Below are 17,591 nucleotides of genomic sequence, written 5' to 3' on the forward strand. Positions count from 1 at the left end.
TTATTGATATCTATGGCAATCAGTAAAGTCATAAAACGCTTCATTATATAAATCTACTACAAAAATCAGGGGGGATTCAAATGTTGAGAAGAAAAAAAATTCTAACTGTAGTTTTGACTGTGATTATGACAGCAAGTCTTTCTGCTTGTAAAGCTGCAACTAATGGAGGAAGTGATTCTAAGGGTAAAATTGACACGTCAAAATTCGTTACCGTTAACTATGTTATGCTTGGAAACAAGCCAACAAATGGACAAAATGAAAAGGTAGAGAAGAAATGGAATGCATATTTAAAGAAAAAATTAAACGCTAATTTAAAAATCGATTGGGTTGAGTGGGCTGATTGGTCTACAAAATACAATTTACTTTTGGCATCAGGTCAATCTCTAGATTTGATTATAACCGCTTCAGACTGGTTAGATATGTGGCCAAATGCTCAAAAAGGTGCATTTATGAACTTAGATGATCTTTTGCCTAAATATGCACCTAAGACTTATGCTTCAATTCCTAAGGAGGATTGGGAGCAGTGCAAATATAATGGTAAAATAATAGCTATTCCAGAGGATCAGTACACTCAATGGACAAATCACGGATTTATGTACCGCGGAGATTGGGCTAAGGAATTTGGAATTACAACGCCGATAAAAGATTGGACTACCTTTGGAAAATACCTTCAAGGAATAAAAGATCACAAAAAAGGAGTAATTCCATGGGATATAGCAGGCGGCGGATATTCTCAGTTTGGAGGATGGGTAAATTCTAAGACTATGGAAATTCCTATAGATGGTATTCCAGCTACATGTAATTTGCAAGCATTGTTAAATGCAAAGTCAGCAGATGACCCTTATACTGTTGTAAATCCTTTCAATGAAGAAACCCTAATCGATTATGCTAAGACTATGAAGCAATGGGGAGATGCAGGATACTGGCGTCAAGATGTATTGAATTATAAAGGAGACAGCCTTACACAAGCTAAAGCAGGAAAGAACGGTACCATTCAGCATCATACACAGACTTATTTAGGTGATTGGTACCAAATGAAGCAAAATCAGCCTAGTTCGGATTTAAAGTTTTTCCCATTCTCTGCTGAAAGTAACAATCTGGTCAGCATAAGTATTACTCATGGTGCTACTAGCGTGGGGGCTAGTTCAAAGAATCCTGAAAGAGCCTTAATGATTTATGATCTTATTAGAAACGATAAAAAAATGTATGATTATGTGAACTATGGTTTAGAGGGAGTTCAATACGTTCTTAAAGATGGTAAGAGAGCTTTACCTGATGGTTATAACGATGCTAAAGACAGCTATAGTTCTGGCTTCTGGGGAGGACGTAATGATAAATTAGAAATTCAAAGTGCAACCACATATCCAGATTACAAAAAGTTATATGCTGAATATGACAAAATAAAGAAACCTTACCCATATGGAAGATTCGTATTCGATAAAACTAATGTAGATTCAGAACTTTCAGCATGCTCTGATGTTATTAGTAAATATCTGCCAGCAATAAGCTTTGGTAAAGCTGGAGATCCTGTTAAAGCAGTTTCTGATTTCCGTGCTAAATTAAAAGGAGCAGGTATTGATAAGATTGTGGCAGAAGCACAGAAACAGTTAAATGCTTACAAAAAGCTTGTTGAAGGTAAATAAGCTAAAAAGTTACAGTTTAATAGAAGGTGTAGAGTGCTACTCGGCACCTTTTATTAAACTTTCAGATTATGAAGAATGATTTTTAGAAGAAAATATTTTAATAGGAGTACATTATGGAAAAGAATTTAGTTAGTATGAATAAAAATGGTATATATATTCGTGGAAAATCAGAGATAATAATGTGCAGCTCTTTATTTTATTTCAGAATTCCAAAAGGAATGTGGAGAGATAGATTAAGAAAAGTTAAAACAGCTGGCTATAATTGCATAGATGTATATTTCCCATGGAATTACCATGAAACCTCAGAAGGAAAGTGGGAATTTTCTGAAGAAAAAGATGTAGCAGAATATCTTAAAATGGCGGCTGAAGAAAAACTTTTGATAATAGCAAGGCCTGGACCTTATATATGTTCCGAATGGGACTGCGGGGGACTGCCAGGTTACTTATTGTCTAAAAAAAGTATTAAGCTTAGAGATAATAATGAGGTTTACTTAAAATATGTAGATGAGTGGTTTCGCAGAATAATTCCAATTCTTTCAGAATATCAGCTAGGAAAAAAAGGAACTATTATAGCTGTTCAGGTGGAAAATGAATTAGATTTTTATAATTGTGAAGATGTACAGGGATATATTGAAAAATTGAGGGATATGGCTAAAAATTATGGAATAACAGTTCCTATAACCGTATGTGCCGGACAGGGAGAGGTAGCTAACGCAGGCGGTACGGTAGAAGGTGTAATACCAACATTGAATTTTTATCCAGATATTCATGATGGAAGCTTCGAAGGTAAGGTAAAAAATTATTATGAAAGTCTCAAGGAGCTTCAATTTCCACTGCTAGTTACAGAAACTCATAGATGTCATTCTTTGTTAAAGAGAGAGCTATGCAGTGGTGCAAAATTTTTAGGACCATATAATCAAGTAGGTGGGTTTGATTTTGGGTACACTACGTCTGTAAACAATTGGGGACAGCCTTTAGGCTATATGACTCATCACTATGGTTTTGGTTCCATGATAGGCCCATATGGAGAACTTACTGAAGAGTTTTTTGAAGCTAGGCTAATGAACGACTTCATTAGTTCTTTCGGAGAGGTTTTAGCAGAAGCAGAAGCGGTTTCAAATCATAACTTTAAGATATCTTCTGACGTTGCCTTAGGTAACTTTGGTGCTTCTGTATTAAGACTTAAAAATGATGGATTTGTAGTTGGGATTGCTAATGTAGATACGAAAGATGGAAGTGCAGTAATAACTTATGATGATAAGCAAGTAATACCGCAAAAAACCATTTTTAATATTAATGAAGGCGAGTGCAGATTAATTTCTGTAAATGTTCCGCTTAGTATATGGGGGCTTCAAGGGACAATCGTTTACAGCACTGCTGAATTTTCCAGGGTAATGAAATTTGGTACCACTACTGTTATGATATTAAACGCTGAAGAGGAAGGCGAAATTGCCTTTAAACTTAGCAGTTCTTATATAAAGTGTGAAGGGGCAGTACTGGAGAAAAATGGAGAAGAAAAAGTAATAATCTTTAATGCAAAAGAAAGAGGAAAATGTAATGTTGACTTTCCGAATGGAAGTAAATTAATAATACGTTTTTTACCTAGGACGGAAGCGGCTTGTATTATAGAAGTAAAAGAGAACGGAGACGTAATTGTCGGTAAAAAAGATTTTTTGAAGGAATGTGAAAGTTTTAAGATTTCACCAGTAAATTTAAAGAAAAAAAATATAGAGAATTTTAATAGGAAATTTGATGCAGATAAGATTTTACTAGATGGTAAAGCGGATTTTATGGAGAGTAATGGATTATACAGAGGGTATGGCTTTTATAATTCAAAAGCCCTTCTTTATGGAACGCAGAAGGTTTTAGGATATGTTCTTCACAATGCAGCAGACATTCTATCTTTATATGTAAATGATAAATTTCTTGGCACAAAACTATCTGGCGGGACCTGTGTTTTTATAAAGGAAGATGAAGAGGTGCAGGATAAAGAACTTAATATAATAGTGCGCAGTGAAATATGGGGACATTCAAACTTTTCTGATTCGAGACTTCCAGCTATGAGTATTCATAGTTTAAAGGGATTATCAGGAATTACTGTTGTAACTAATATAAAAAACATAAGTACTGGCTGGCGATACTATAAAGGAATTCACTGCAGTTATTGTATAAATGAGGATAAGGCTGAAGATAAGTTAAGACCGATACTGGCATTTGCAGGTTTTAATAATCCAGAACAACCTCAAGCAGGTTATTATAAAAAGACTATAAAAGCTAGTCCGGAAACTAACTCTTGTGTTCTATTTATGGATAATTTAAATTCTATTGCCAAGGTTTATGTTGATGGAAAATTTGTAAAGGAATTAAACAAATATGATTTTTCCGTAGTTCTGGATGATTATTTGGATTGTACAGCTTATCATGATGTTGTGATATATTATGAAGCAAGGTTTATTGAGGAATCTAAAGATATCAATATTAGAATTTTTGAAGGAGTAAAACCATTAAGCTGGATTCTTTCAGGTGCGGAGGAAAGAAAGCTTTGGGAAAATGCAGTATCTGTGATTAAAGGTGCCAATACTATTCAGCTTCCACTAATTTTAAAGCCAGGAGAGGCAGCATGGCTTGGGGCAGAGAAGAATATATTACAGAAAAATTATAGCTATGAATTTAGATGTAAAGGTCAAAATGGAAAGGCAACTGTGTTTTTAAATGGAAAAATGATAGGAAGACTATGGCTGAACAATGATAAAGAAGTCATGCCGATATTAAAAGGAGGAAACCCAGATTCTCTATATTTACCACAATGCTGGTTAAAAGAGAGTAATGATATTTATGTTATGGTAGAGGCACTAGCGGCAGGCAGAGAAGCAGTAATAAGTGAAATTGAATTTAAGTCGATGAAAACAGAGTGGATTTTGGAGTAGGACTACAAACGAGTTAATTCTATTTCAATGTCTAGTGTAGATGGTAAGATTCGAGAAAAGAAAGATAGTGGCAGTAGGCGACATGAAGTAATTTCTTAACGAACGGGATTAGTCGCTGGATGCCACTATCTTTTTTTAGTATCTAATGTTTCTATCATAAGCTTTGTAACATAATTATCCTGTTCTTTTTCAGCGATATCTGAAATTAGGTATTCTTCAAAAGAATAGTCTCCTAATACTATGTTATTTTCATTAGCATAATTTAACATTTTAGTATACATGTGAGATATGTCATCGTAGTTTCCTTTAAAGTATGCACATAGATAGATGCCAGGCTTACGGATTACAGTTTTGCCTTCAAGAAAGGAATCTGATTTTATATATAAGTATGAAAAGCCTGTGAAATTTTTTTTTCGCAGGCTATTTACAGAAATAATGCTGCCTACTGATTCTTGAATGGTAATTCCTAGATTATTACAGAACCTAGTGTATTCCTGCATAAAATTAGCAAAATTTTTATTGGATGAATCTTCTATATTATCTGATCGCAGAATAATCTCTGCTGGAAGTGATTTTAAGTATATATTATTGCTGCTATTCATTGCTTCCGTGGTTAGGAGTTTCATCGTATCAATAGTTTTTTGTATATCTTGAAACCGCTTTATTTCTTCGGCTACCTGTGTACTTTTCTCTTCCAATAGCTTTAAGAATATGGAAGAATTTCGATGCTCAAGGTATATTTTTATATCCTTTAAAGACATTCCAAGGCTTTTTAGATTTAATATTACACAAAATGTAAAATATTGATCATATGAATAATAACGGTAACCATTTTTATTTATTATTGCAGGCTTGAAAAGCCCAATGTTATCATAGTGAAACAAAACATGTTTTTCAACATTGCACATTTTAGCGAATTCTCCGGTAGTAAAGAACTTCTCATGCATTTTATTATCTCCTCTTGACTATAAGGTAACATTATAGTTTATGATAGTACGTATTGACAATAAAATCAAGTGTTAGTTATAAAAGAAAATACTTACAAGAGAGAGGTTGAATATGAGGTTAATTTTGCAGCATTTACAAAAGTATAAGCTATATGTGTTTTTAAATATCTTAGGTGTGTTTGGATTTGCAACGGCGGAACTTGGAATTCCTACAATTGTCGCTAAGATGATTGATAGAGGCATTGTGTTGAATGATAGAAACTATATTTATAAGTTAGGCATTCTTATTTTGACAGTGGCCATTATCGGCGGTATTGGAAATATCTTATTAGCATACTGTAGTGCAAAGGTTAGTACATCAATTACAAGAGATATAAGAAACGACATTTTCAAAAAAGCTCAGGAATTTACTCATACTGAGTATAATAAATTTGGTGTATCCAGCATGATAACAAGAACTACTAATGATGCTTTTATTTTAATGCAATTTATAAATGTAATATTTAGAACAGCACTATTAACACCTGTAATGATTTTAATCAGCATGTTTATGGTAATAAGAACAAGTCTGACTTTATCGATGGTAATCGGAGGATGCATTCCGATTATTTGCTTTGGAGTATATGTGATTGCTAGAACCAGTGATCCAATCAGTACTAAGCAGCAGAAGGGGATGGACAGGCTAAATCAAATTTTAAGAGAAAATTTAACTGGGGTTAGAGTAATCCGTGCATTTCGAAAAGATCGATATGAGATGAGCAGATTTTCTAAAGCAAATGAAGGATATGCACATAATGCAAAAAAGTTATTTAAGCTTATGTCTGTCACACAGCCAGCATTTTTTATGCTATTAAATATTGCAGTTATATTCGTATTTATCTTGTCTAGCAAAATGATAGATGGAGGAACGTTGCAGGTTGGAAAATTAGTTGCATTCCAAGAATATATGTTTCATGCAATGTTTTCTATCATGTTGTTTTCCATAGTATTTGTCATGTATCCACGTGCAGAAATCAGTGCAAGACGTATTGAGGAACTTTTAGATGAAGAACCAAGTATTAAAAATTCAGAAAATGCAGTGACTCATGGCGATGAAAGCGGAACCCTGGAATTTAATCATGTAACATTCAAGTATCCTGAAGGCCAAGTTCCTGTTCTATATGACATAAGTTTTAGGACTCAAAAAGGTGAAGTGGTTGCTTTTATTGGAAGTACGGGCAGTGGTAAAAGTACATTGATTAACTTAATTCCTAGATTGTATGATGTCACTAAAGGCAGCGTAAAAATAGATGGAATAGATGTTAGAAAGTATGAATTAGCAGCCTTGCGTAGAAAAATTGGATTCATTCCACAGAAAGCTACGCTGTTTTCAGGAAGCATAAATGAAAATGTACGATATGGAAAACATGATGCTATACAATCTGAAATAGAAGATAGTACTAAAATTGCTCAGGCTTATGATTTCATAACGGGTAAGAGCAATCAATTTGAGGAAAGGCTAGAAGAGGGAGGAAGAAACTTGTCTGGGGGTCAGAAGCAGAGGCTAAGTATTGCAAGGGCCCTCATAAGAAAACCTGATATATATATTTTTGATGATTCATTTTCTGCATTAGATTTTAAAACAGATGCCAAATTAAGAAAGAGTCTAAAAAGTGAGATTGGCGATGCGATTACGTTGATTGTAGCCCAGAGAGTATCCTCAATTATGGACGCTACTAAAATTATTGTATTGAATGAAGGGAAAATAGTTGGCATTGGAACTCATGATGAGCTCTTAAAAAACTGTGAAATTTACTATGAGATAGCAGCTAGTCAGATGTCAAAGGAGGAACTAGAACGATGAAAAGGAAAGATAATGGTATTAAGCGTTTAATTCCATATTTAAATAAATATAAAATCAGAATTATCTTTGCAGTACTTTTAATTATTGTATCTGCCTGCTTGGTAGCATTAAGCCCAACTTTGGAAGGTATGGTTACTACACAATTATTCTCTGATATCTCAGCAAGACGTCGAGTTAATTTTACAAAAATCTATCAAATCATACTGACTTTAGTTTGTGTATATTCAATAGGAGCCTTAAGTAATTGTGCTTATCAATTCTTACTGACCGATGCTATACAAGGTGCTATGGTAGATTTAAGAAATGAAGTTGAGAGAAAAATTACAAGACTTCCGATTGCATATTTTGATAAAAATTCTCTTGGAGATACTTTAAGTCGTGCGTCAAATGACGTGGATACTATTTCAAATGCGCTGCAGCAAAGCTTTGCTCAGATTTTAAATGCTGTTTTAGGATTGAGCCTTGCAGTGTTTATGATGTTTAAGATTCAGAGCTTGATGGCTATATCTTCTTTGGTAATCATAGGAGCTTCAATCATCATAGCTAAAGTTATTACAAGGAAATCACAGCCTCTGTTTCAAAAGCAGCAGGATGCATTAGGAAACTTAAACGGTATTGTGCAAGAGAAATTTACTGGATTTAATGAAATTAAATTGTTTGGAAAACAGGAAGATGCAATAAATGAATTTAATAAAGCCAATAAAGAATTATGCGAAAGTGGTTTTAGAGCTCAATTTATAAGCGGTTTAATGAATCCTCTAGTTGCTTTTGTGACGTATATTGGAATTGGAAGTGTGGCCATTATGGGTGCATTTTACGCAATAGCAGGTACAATTACTGTAGGACAGTTACAAGCTTTTATACGTTATATCTGGCAGGTAAATCAGCCTATGTCCCAAATTACACAGCTGGCTGGGGCAATCCAATCGTCAGTAGCGGCAATACATAGAGTATTTGAATTTTTAAATGAAGAAGAAGAGTCAGAAGAACCTGAATTGATGGAAAAACATAAGATGATTAACGGAAATGTATCTTTTGAAAATGTGAAATTCTCTTACACAAAGGACAAAAGCTTAATCCATGATTTAAATTTTCAAGTAAAAAGTGGACAAATGGTTGCAATAGTAGGACCAACTGGTGTAGGAAAAACTACATTAATTAATTTATTGATGAGATTTTATGATGTTACTGATGGTTGTATAAAAATAGATGGTGTAGATATTCGCCATATGAAACGCGATGATCTCAGAGCAAAATTTGGGATGGTTCTTCAGGATACTTGGCTTTTTAATGGAACTATTAAGGAAAACATTGCCTATGGAAAAGAAGATGCTAGTGAAGAAGAAATAATTCGTGCAGCTAAGGTGGCAAATGTTCATCACTTTATTACTACACTTCCTAATGGTTATAACATGATACTTAATGAAGAGGCAAGCAATATTTCTCAGGGAGAAAAACAGCTTTTAACGATAGCAAGATCTGTTCTCTGCGATCCGCCTATTCTTATTTTAGATGAAGCTACCAGTTCGGTTGATACCAGGTTGGAACAGAAACTCCAAGATGCTATGAAAAACATTATGAAAGGCAGAACGTCTTTTGTAATTGCACATAGATTGTCAACAATTAAAAACGCAGATTTAATTCTGGTAATGGAAAGTGGAAATATTGTGGAGAAAGGAACTCACGAAGAATTATTAGCGAAAAAAGGATATTATGAACAGCTATATAATGCACAATTCGCTGATTTAGATACGGGATTATAAATATTTTGGTTAAACTGCTATTAATTTAATACTGCAGCCAAGGCATAAATAAGATTGTGGAGCATGTAAAGTTTGCTAAATAAAACTTTGCATGCTGCCATAATATTAATGCTTACTATAGAGTTTGATTAATATTAATTTCCTAAAAATTTATAACTTCCAAATCATCTGGAACAAAAACATTCCCATCAAATACCTTTTCAGCTTCTGCAGTATATGATATTTTTCTTGAATTTAAATTTTTGTCTTCAGTGTGATACAACACTAGATTTTTGATTTTCAAAGATGCGGCTAGTTTACCAGCATCTAATACGGTGCTGTGGTGCTTTTCATAAGGTTTAAAGATGTCCCTTTGACTGTAGAGGCAAAATGCTTCGCACAGCATCCAATCACTGTTTACAATGTATTTTTTACATCTTTCATTATAAGGCTCATCTCCAAGACAAGCTAATTTTTGTCCATTAGGTAAAATTGCAGCAAAGCCAAACTGCTTTGCTTTGGTAGAATAGATATCAAAAAAATCCACGTTCATATTATTTATCTCTATATTAGTTCCATCTAATACCTCATGTATTATTATACGATCTCCTATAAAGCGTAAAAGCTTACCAGCTAAAGTCATTTCACAAAATGTAGAAAGCATCTTTGAGAGTTCGTTATGACAGTAAATATTGAAGTTGCCGTCGTAGGATTCTTGTGACATTAGTGATGCTATTTTTCTTATTACCCAAATAGCACCTAGTATGTGGTCAGTATGCCCATGTGTAATAAACATATTATGAATGTTTGTAAATGCAATCCCAGCTTTATCGAGCTGAAGCATAATTCCATTTCCGCCGCCGGCATCAATTAAGAAGTAGTCGTCATTGTTTTTTATTGTAAAACAAGTATTATAACATTTCGTAGCCATGGCATAGCCTGTACCAAGCATGATCAATTGTGTGTCCATTATCATTACCTCGTTAGTATATCAATTTTTGTTTATTATATCATATATTACTGATTATTACGATGGCATACTCATCAGTTTCTATTTGTTGACACAATATACAATGTTATGTATAATATACAAAATTGTATATAACAATATAAAAGAGAATAGTATTTAGGTAATTAGTTATTTGGCATCAGATCAAAATAGTTCTTATAAGAGGAGGGTATGGAAATGGACCAATTTAATTCAAAGGGTAGTTATTTAAGCAAAATAGAAAGGAAAGAAGTACCGATTTTAGAGTTTGACAATACTGTACCTGCAGTAATCGAACCAAGTAAGGAAACAGCAAGAATAGAGATACCAGAGCATGCTGTCGTGTGCTTCTTTAGTGAAGTTATTGATAAGCTGAAAAATGATGGAAAGGTAAAACTGATAATAAACCTTAAAACAGAAATGGGTGCTCATCCTCTGTATGAGGTTGAGTATTTAGATAAAAAGATGGTTGTTTTCCATCCAGGAGTAGGGGCGCCGCTGGCTGCTGCATTGTTAGAAGAAGTTATTGCATTAGGCTGCAATAAGTTTATTGCATGCGGGTCAGCTGGTGTACTAAATAAGGAAATGGCTGTAGGACATATTATTGTACCTGATTCTGCAATAAGAGATGAGGGAACCTCATATCATTATATTAAACCGGGAAGAGAAGTAGAAGCTAGCACAGAAGGTGTCCAAGCCATTAAAAGGGTATTAGAAAAACATAAATGTAATTATATTATTGGAAAGACATGGACTACAGATGCAATATATAGGGAAACACCTGAAAAAGTTAAGCTGAGAAAGGAAGAAGGCTGCTTATCGGTTGAAATGGAGGCTTCAGCATTTTTTGCTGTTTCTGAATTCAGAAAAGTTATTTTTGCACAGCTGCTATATGGTGGTGATGATGTAAGCTGCGAAGAGTGGAATTCGAGAAGAGATGTCAGCCGAAAGGAGATAAGGGAAAAGCTGTTTTGGTATGCTGCTGAAGCATGTTTAGGATTATAGTTAAGTAATATTTTTTACTCTTTACGGATTTATACTTTTTGCCAATTGAGGATAACTTTTAATTAATATCAAGATACACCACTAAATAGGAGAAAAGGTGGTTAATAAATGAAAAAACGGTACAGCATGTTTACGAAGAAGTTAAAAAGAGATGGTAATATATTTTGAAGTTAGTGAATTAAGATAAGAAGGTAATGGAATTAATAAAATAAAAGTATTATGTAAAAATTAAGAGTTAGGGCATTAAAAATGGTTACATCCGACGAAGGCATTTGGAGCGAGTTTAGCAATTATCCGTGTCTTTTAGGCAAATTTCCGTTAAGATGGCGAATTGTTTGAGGCGCAGCCGAGTTATGAGTCATTAGGGAATTTGACTAAAAGATGCGGTGAAATTGCTTAATGAGCGGAACTAGCCGACATAGGGTGTAACCATTTTTTACTTATCAAATGTGATTATAAATTCTTTTCTAAACTGTTTTGGAGATATGTTCTTATAACTTTTAAAAAGTTTAATAAAATAACTGGTGGTGTTGAAGCCAACGGCATTTGCGATTTCTGTGATATTCATAGTAGTGGAAATCAGAAGCTTTTCAGCTTCAGTAATGCGGATATAATTAACATATTCATTAAAATTCATATGCATTTGTTCATTAAAGGTTCTGGAAAAATAGCTTGAGCTCATATTACATAGGGCAGCCATGTCGGTTGCTTTTAAGTCCTCATTGAAATGTTCTAGTACATAGTCGAATGAAGGCTGCAGGCATTTGAAAGATGACATATTTGTAAGCAGTGAATGCATAAAATCTACATTAGCTTGATGAAAGTAGCGCAAGATCCAAAGAAAAATTCTGCCAATATGATTTTGGATAGCTAGTTCGTAGCCATAGGCTTCCATTTGAAATTCTTTAAGAATTTCATAGAGAAGATTTGGTATAAAGGTTGATTCAATTGTCGCTTTTTTGATTACTTTTTGATGCTCAGAATTCTCCAATATAAATGGAAATACATATTTTAATTGTAAGTGGTTATAAAACATACTGTTGTAAATAACTTCAGGCTCGAATCGAAGTACGATGTATTGACCACCTTTTTGACAGCAGCTGTTAATCTGATGAACTTCTTTTGAATTTATTAAAACTAAGTCACCATCTGTGAATTTATAACATTTGCCGTTTAAGATTACCTCATAAGTTCCTGAAATACCATAAAGTATTTCAATATAGTTATGGTAGTGGGCAGGAAAAACATTACCTTCCTTAACCACATTTTCAATATGACATAAGTAGTTATATGTGATTCCGTTTATAATTTCTCGTTTTTGCTCAGGATAATTCATATTCAGCACCCTTTATGACAAAATATTTATATTTTTTAATAGAAAAATTATATAATACTATCCTTCTAAACTTTATAATAATGTTATCACAATAGTTGGAGGGAAGTAAAGTGAGCGAACATAAGATTGGTATCCCGTTAAAGGGGTTTTCAGAAATTTCTAGGAAAGTAGCAGCTGAGGGAGCTGTGTTATTAAAAAATGAAGGACAAAATCTTCCTATTAAGGAAGGAGAAAGCGTTGCAGTCTTTGGAAGAACGCAAATTGATTATTATAGAAGCGGAACCGGTTCAGGCGGCAGCGTAAATGTTGAATATACAACTAATCTTTTGAATGGTCTTCGGAATAAGAAAAAGATAACTATCAACGAGGAGCTGGCAGCTGAGTATGAAGAATGGATAAAGCATAATCCATTTGATAATGGCGGCGGCGGTTGGGCAGCTGAACCGTGGCATCAGAAGGAAATGCCTTTAGCAGATGAAGTAGTATTGGCGGCAAGAAGTAAATCGAGTAAGGCAATAATTGTAATTGGACGTACAGCTGGAGAGGATAAAGATAATGCTGATGCACCAGGAAGCTATCAATTGACTGAAGATGAAAAAGAAATGCTTAGAATAGTAAGCAAATATTTTGAAAATATAATTGTTGTACTCAATGTATCTAATATAATCGATATGAAATGGGTCAATGATAAAAGATATTTAAATCATATAAAAAGTGTTATTTATGCATGGCAGGGAGGTATGGAAGGCGGTAATGCCATTGCTGATGTATTAGTAGGTGATGTTACACCTAGCGGTAAATTAACTGATTCTATTGCCTATTCCATAAGTGATTATCCGTCGACGAAAAATTATGGTGATGAGCTTAAAAATTATTATCAGGAAGATATTTATGTGGGTTATCGTTACTTTGAGACGTTCTGTTCAGAAAGAGTTCAATATGAATTTGGATATGGAATATCCTATACGCAGTTTCAAATAAAACCTAAAGAAGCAAAAGTTGTTATGAGAGAAGGAGAAGAGCAATTTGAAATAGAAGTGTCGGTTAAGAATGTTGGAGATAGTTTTTCAGGAAAAGAGGTCGTTCAGGTTTATTATGAACCGCCTCAAGGAAAACTAGGTCAGCCAGCAAAAATATTAGCTGCATTTGATAAGACAAGGTTATTAGAGCCTGGAGAAACTCAATTACTTAAAATTAGTTTCCCTGTTGACAATATGGCGTCTTATGATGATGCTGGTGTAACGGGCAAGATTTCCTGCTACGTATTAGAAAGCGGGGAGTATAAGCTTTATGTAGGAAATAGTGTTAAGAATCTTGTTAATATAGATGTTGAAGGTAGGAAGTGCTATTTTATAGAAACACTTCGAGTAGTAGAACAGCTTGAGGAAGCATTGACACCAACTGAAAGTTTCACGAGAATAAAACCAGGTACTAGAAAAGTGAATGGAGCATATGAAATAACTTATGTAGAGGTCCCTAAGCAGAAGATTTCGCTGGCACAGCGAATTGAACAGAAGCTTCCAGTAACAATTTTGCAAACTGGCAATAAAGGATATAAGTTAAGAGATGTGTATGACGGTAAAGTGACCATGGAAGAGTTTATTGCTCAGCTTTCAGATGAAGATTTGGCAGCTATTGTAAGAGGAGAAGGAATGAGCAGTCCATTGGTGACACCTGGAACAGCTTCAGCTTTTGGAGGGGTTACCGATAGTTTATTTGAGTTTGGAATTCCTATAGCATGTACATCAGATGGTCCTTCAGGAATTCGTATGGACAGTGGACTTAAGGCAACCCAGCTTCCAATAGGAACCTTACTGGCGGCTACTTGGGATGCAAAGTTAGTAGAAGAACTTTACGAAATGGAAGGCAGAGAATTACTTAGTAATAATATAGATGCTTTGCTCGGACCGGGTTTAAATATAAGACGAAGCCCATTGAATGGTCGTAACTTTGAGTATTTTTCTGAAGACCCTCTTATAACAGGCGCCTTTGCAGCGGCAGTAACTCGTGGAATCAAAAAAGGCGGCTCTAATGCTACTTTGAAGCACTTTGCCTGCAATAATCAGGAAAAATCACGTTCTTTTGTGGATGCAGTTGTTTCTGAGCGTGCTCTTAGAGAAATTTATTTAAAAGGGTTTGAAATATCAGTTAAGCAGGGTAAGGCTAAGTCAATTATGACATCTTACAATCCTGTAAATGGCCATTGGGCAGCTTCTAATTATGATTTAACTACTACTATTCTTCGTAAAGAATGGGGTTTTAACGGAATAGTTATGACAGATTGGTGGGCGAAGATGAATGATGTAGTAACAGGAGGAGAAGCGAGTACTAAGAATACTGATTCAATGGTTCGTGCACAAAATGATTTATACATGGTAGTAAACAACTATGGAGCTGAAATAAATTCGGGTGATGATAATACGATAGCTTCGCTGAAAAAAGGGCATTTGAAACGTGGTGAATTGCAGCGATGCGCTATAAATATATGTAATTTTATCATGCAGGCACCTGTATTTTTCAGAAAACAGGAACATTCCGAGGTTATAAATAAGTTTGAAGCTAATAAATCTCTTTTGGCTGAAAATGCACTTAGTTTGTCCGAAAATCCAAGAGTAGTTCCTGTTCCTTCAGCTGTTACTTATATAAAAGCAGCAACAGCTGGGATATATCGTATTATAGTTAACATTATGTCGCCAGAGAGTAATTTAGCTCAGACAGCTTGTAATGTTACATTAAATGATAAATTGATGACGACGATACAAACCAGTGGTACTGATGGAAGATGGATAAAACAGCAGCTTATGAAAGTTGAACTTGAAGAGGGTATTTATAAATTAAAGCTTGACTTTATAAAACCAGGGATGCAGATTGGATGGATAGAATTTAACCAGCTTAAATAGGTTAGCAGCGAAAACAACACATGATCATGATCAATATAGAAGAACTATTAATTAATTCTTGGAACTTCTGATTCTAGTAATGTAAAACTAGAGTCAGAAGTTTTTTTGTTATAGATTAATCCAAATTGTTGAATAATAGATATAATAAATCTCTACTGCGTAACAAAAGTTACATAATTGCAGAATAGAAAATGCTAATATAGTTATATGAAAAAGATTATCATTTAATAAAATTATAGACGCATATTGCATTTAGAAAAAATAGTTTTCAGAAGGGAAAGAAAGATATGAAAAAAGATATTAACTACATTACTATAGATGGGCGAGGAGAACACGAATCTTTTCGAGATTGTGTTACTAAGACGATAAGAGAATTAAAGCCACACGAAGGCATTCATATAATAAAAGATTTTGAACCTTTCCCATTATATAGGATGATGGAAGAAAAAGGCTTTGACAAATATGTAGAAAAAGTAAGTGATGAAGAATTTCATGTTTATTTTTCTCCTAAAGCTAAACTTGAGAAGATTCAGATGGGAGAATATATGGACTTTGATAAAGAGAAGATACAAAAGATTATGGATATCAAGCTTGATTTTCTTAGAGGCAATATCTCTTTAGAAGAGGCGAAAAAGAGGATGCACAGCTCAGTTCAAACTGTGACAGCTCAAGAATTTGCAATATGTGAGCAATACCTTCAGAAGTATGGAATTTCAGATGATGAACTGGCAAGAAAAATGAATGATATTCTAGAAATTTTCGATGGAATACTAGTAAGCAATAAGTTAAACCTGCCTGAAGGTCATCCGATTAAAACTTATTTAGATGAAGTTGCTGCTATAAGAAGAGTTTTGAGTGACATGAAAAAACAATTAAATATGAAATTTATTGAGAATCAGTGGGCTGAACTTTATGATAGGTTAAGCGAGATTGATATACATTTTTCTAGAAAACAAAATCAGCTGTTTCCAGATTTGGAAAAGAAAGGGTTCGATAAGCCATCAAAAGTAATGTGGACACTAGATAATAATATAAAAGATATAATCAGAAAAGCAAAAGAATATTTAAAAGAAGGTAAAGATGAAGAATTCTTGAAGCTTCAACAGGAAGTTATTGAGATGGTAGAAGATATGATGGTAAAAGAAGAGGAAGTTCTTTTTCCAACATCGATGGATCTTCTTTCTGATGAAGATTTTGTACAGATGAGAAGAGGTGACGACGAAATAGGATACTGTTTAATCCAGACACCTTCGCTCTATGGTATCAACGCTGGAACGCAAAATTCTATTAGTTCTTCAAATGATGAATTGTTAAAAGATTTATCAAAGGTGCTTCAAAAACATGGAGTATTAGGAGCAACCGACAGTAATAATAAGGAGCTGGAAGTAAGTCAAGGCAGACTTACACTTGAACAGATAAATCTTATTTTTAAACACCTCCAAGTAGACTTATCCTATGTTGATGAAAATGAGATAGTAAAATTTTATAGTGATACTAAACATAGAGTGTTTCCAAGAAGCCCTGGCGTTATCGGAAGAAAAGTCCAGAATTGTCATCCTAGGGAAAGTGTAGATACCGTTGAAAAAATCATTAAGGCTTTTAGAGATGGAGAACAAGATGAAGCTGAATTCTGGTTAGAAATAGAAGGCAAATTTATTTATATCATTTATAATGCTGTCAGAGATGATGATGGAAATTTTAGAGGAGTATTGGAAATGATGCAAGACGTAACTAGAATAAGAAGTTTAACTGGCAGCCGGCGACTTTTAACTTGGAATAATACAAAGAAACAGGATAAAAGTGAAAAGCAGAATGAATTATTAACTGAAAATGAATACGGCATAACAAAGGCGACTGTTATTGGAGATTTGATTAGCCAATATCCTTTCATAAAAGAATTTTTATTTAATTTGTCACCTAAATTCAGCAAATTAAAAAATCCAATTCTTTTTAAAACTATGTCTAAAGTAGCTACGCTTGAAATGATAAGTGAAAGAGGAGGATTCAAAGTTAAGGAGCTGATTGATAAAATTGTGGAAGAGATTAGAATAAAACAGCATCAAGACAAGAGTATTTAGCATAATGAACACATAACTTCGGCATGTCATTAGCTGAATAAAATTGCTATTTGCTATTTTTAAGTTTTAAGAATATAATAATATAGTAGAATGAATTTTTTATTTTAAAGTTTGGGAAAATCATGAAAATATACTAATATCATATAGTTATGAATATAGCTTTTAGATATACTATTTAGTAT

The 17,591-nt window shown here is 33.9% G+C and carries 10 protein-coding genes; 7 read left to right on the top strand and 3 right to left on the bottom strand.

Translation table 11 applies throughout. The annotated features are described in order from the left end of the window. Positions 1-80: 80 nt before the first annotated feature. Positions 81-1,643 carry an ABC transporter substrate-binding protein gene (locus CLORY_RS01345; protein WP_079421762.1) on the top strand — a complete coding sequence of 521 codons (1,563 nt, stop codon included), beginning with the start codon at positions 81-83 and terminating at the stop codon, positions 1,641-1,643. A gap of 113 nt (positions 1,644-1,756) precedes the next feature. Beyond that, positions 1,757-4,570, top strand: a complete 2,814-nt coding sequence (locus CLORY_RS01350; RefSeq protein WP_079421763.1) for a beta-galactosidase — start codon at positions 1,757-1,759, stop codon at positions 4,568-4,570. A 125-nt stretch (positions 4,571-4,695) separates the two neighbouring features. Here the strand turns inward: CLORY_RS01350 and CLORY_RS01355 are convergent, their stop codons facing one another. Continuing rightward, positions 4,696-5,517, bottom strand: coding sequence for a MerR family transcriptional regulator (locus tag CLORY_RS01355; protein WP_079421764.1), 822 nt, complete (start codon positions 5,515-5,517; stop codon positions 4,696-4,698). A gap of 112 nt (positions 5,518-5,629) precedes the next feature. Here CLORY_RS01355 and CLORY_RS01360 point away from each other — a divergent pair, with 112 nt between their 5' ends. Both CLORY_RS01360 and CLORY_RS01365 read left to right on the top strand, forming a co-directional pair. Further along, on the top strand, positions 5,630-7,360 hold the full coding sequence (locus tag CLORY_RS01360; RefSeq protein WP_079421765.1) for an ABC transporter ATP-binding protein: 1,731 nt from the start codon (positions 5,630-5,632) through the stop codon (positions 7,358-7,360). Next, positions 7,357-9,123 (top strand): ABC transporter ATP-binding protein, encoded by a 1,767-nt coding sequence (locus CLORY_RS01365; RefSeq protein WP_079421766.1) that lies wholly within the window; start codon positions 7,357-7,359, stop codon positions 9,121-9,123. Before CLORY_RS01360 ends, CLORY_RS01365 begins: the two co-directional genes overlap by 4 nt. A 142-nt stretch (positions 9,124-9,265) precedes the next feature. Here the strand turns inward: CLORY_RS01365 and CLORY_RS01370 are convergent, their stop codons facing one another. Continuing rightward, positions 9,266-10,072, bottom strand: a complete 807-nt coding sequence (locus CLORY_RS01370) for an MBL fold metallo-hydrolase (RefSeq protein WP_079421767.1) — start codon at positions 10,070-10,072, stop codon at positions 9,266-9,268. Between the two features lie 216 nt (positions 10,073-10,288). On the opposite strand from CLORY_RS01370, the gene CLORY_RS01375 reads away from it, so the two are divergent. Continuing rightward, positions 10,289-11,095, top strand: a complete 807-nt coding sequence (locus tag CLORY_RS01375; protein WP_079421768.1) for a nucleoside phosphorylase — start codon at positions 10,289-10,291, stop codon at positions 11,093-11,095. A gap of 436 nt (positions 11,096-11,531) precedes the next feature. On the opposite strand, the gene CLORY_RS01380 is transcribed toward CLORY_RS01375, so the two are convergent. Then, positions 11,532-12,431 (bottom strand): helix-turn-helix domain-containing protein, encoded by a 900-nt coding sequence (locus CLORY_RS01380; RefSeq protein ID WP_079421769.1) that lies wholly within the window; start codon positions 12,429-12,431, stop codon positions 11,532-11,534. Between the two features lie 110 nt (positions 12,432-12,541). Between CLORY_RS01380 and CLORY_RS01385 the strand changes: the two genes are divergently transcribed. Together CLORY_RS01385 and CLORY_RS01390 are read left to right on the top strand one after the other, a co-directional pair. Then, positions 12,542-15,331, top strand: coding sequence for a glycoside hydrolase family 3 C-terminal domain-containing protein (locus tag CLORY_RS01385; protein WP_079421770.1), 2,790 nt, complete (start codon positions 12,542-12,544; stop codon positions 15,329-15,331). Between the two features lie 287 nt (positions 15,332-15,618). Then, positions 15,619-17,409: a PAS domain-containing protein gene (locus CLORY_RS01390; RefSeq protein WP_079421771.1), complete on the top strand. Its 1,791-nt coding sequence runs from the start codon at positions 15,619-15,621 to the stop codon at positions 17,407-17,409. Positions 17,410-17,591 lie beyond the last annotated feature (182 nt).

It is taken from the genome of Clostridium oryzae, from assembly GCF_002029235.1.
Classification (GTDB): domain Bacteria; phylum Bacillota; class Clostridia; order Clostridiales; family Clostridiaceae; genus Clostridium_AE; species Clostridium_AE oryzae.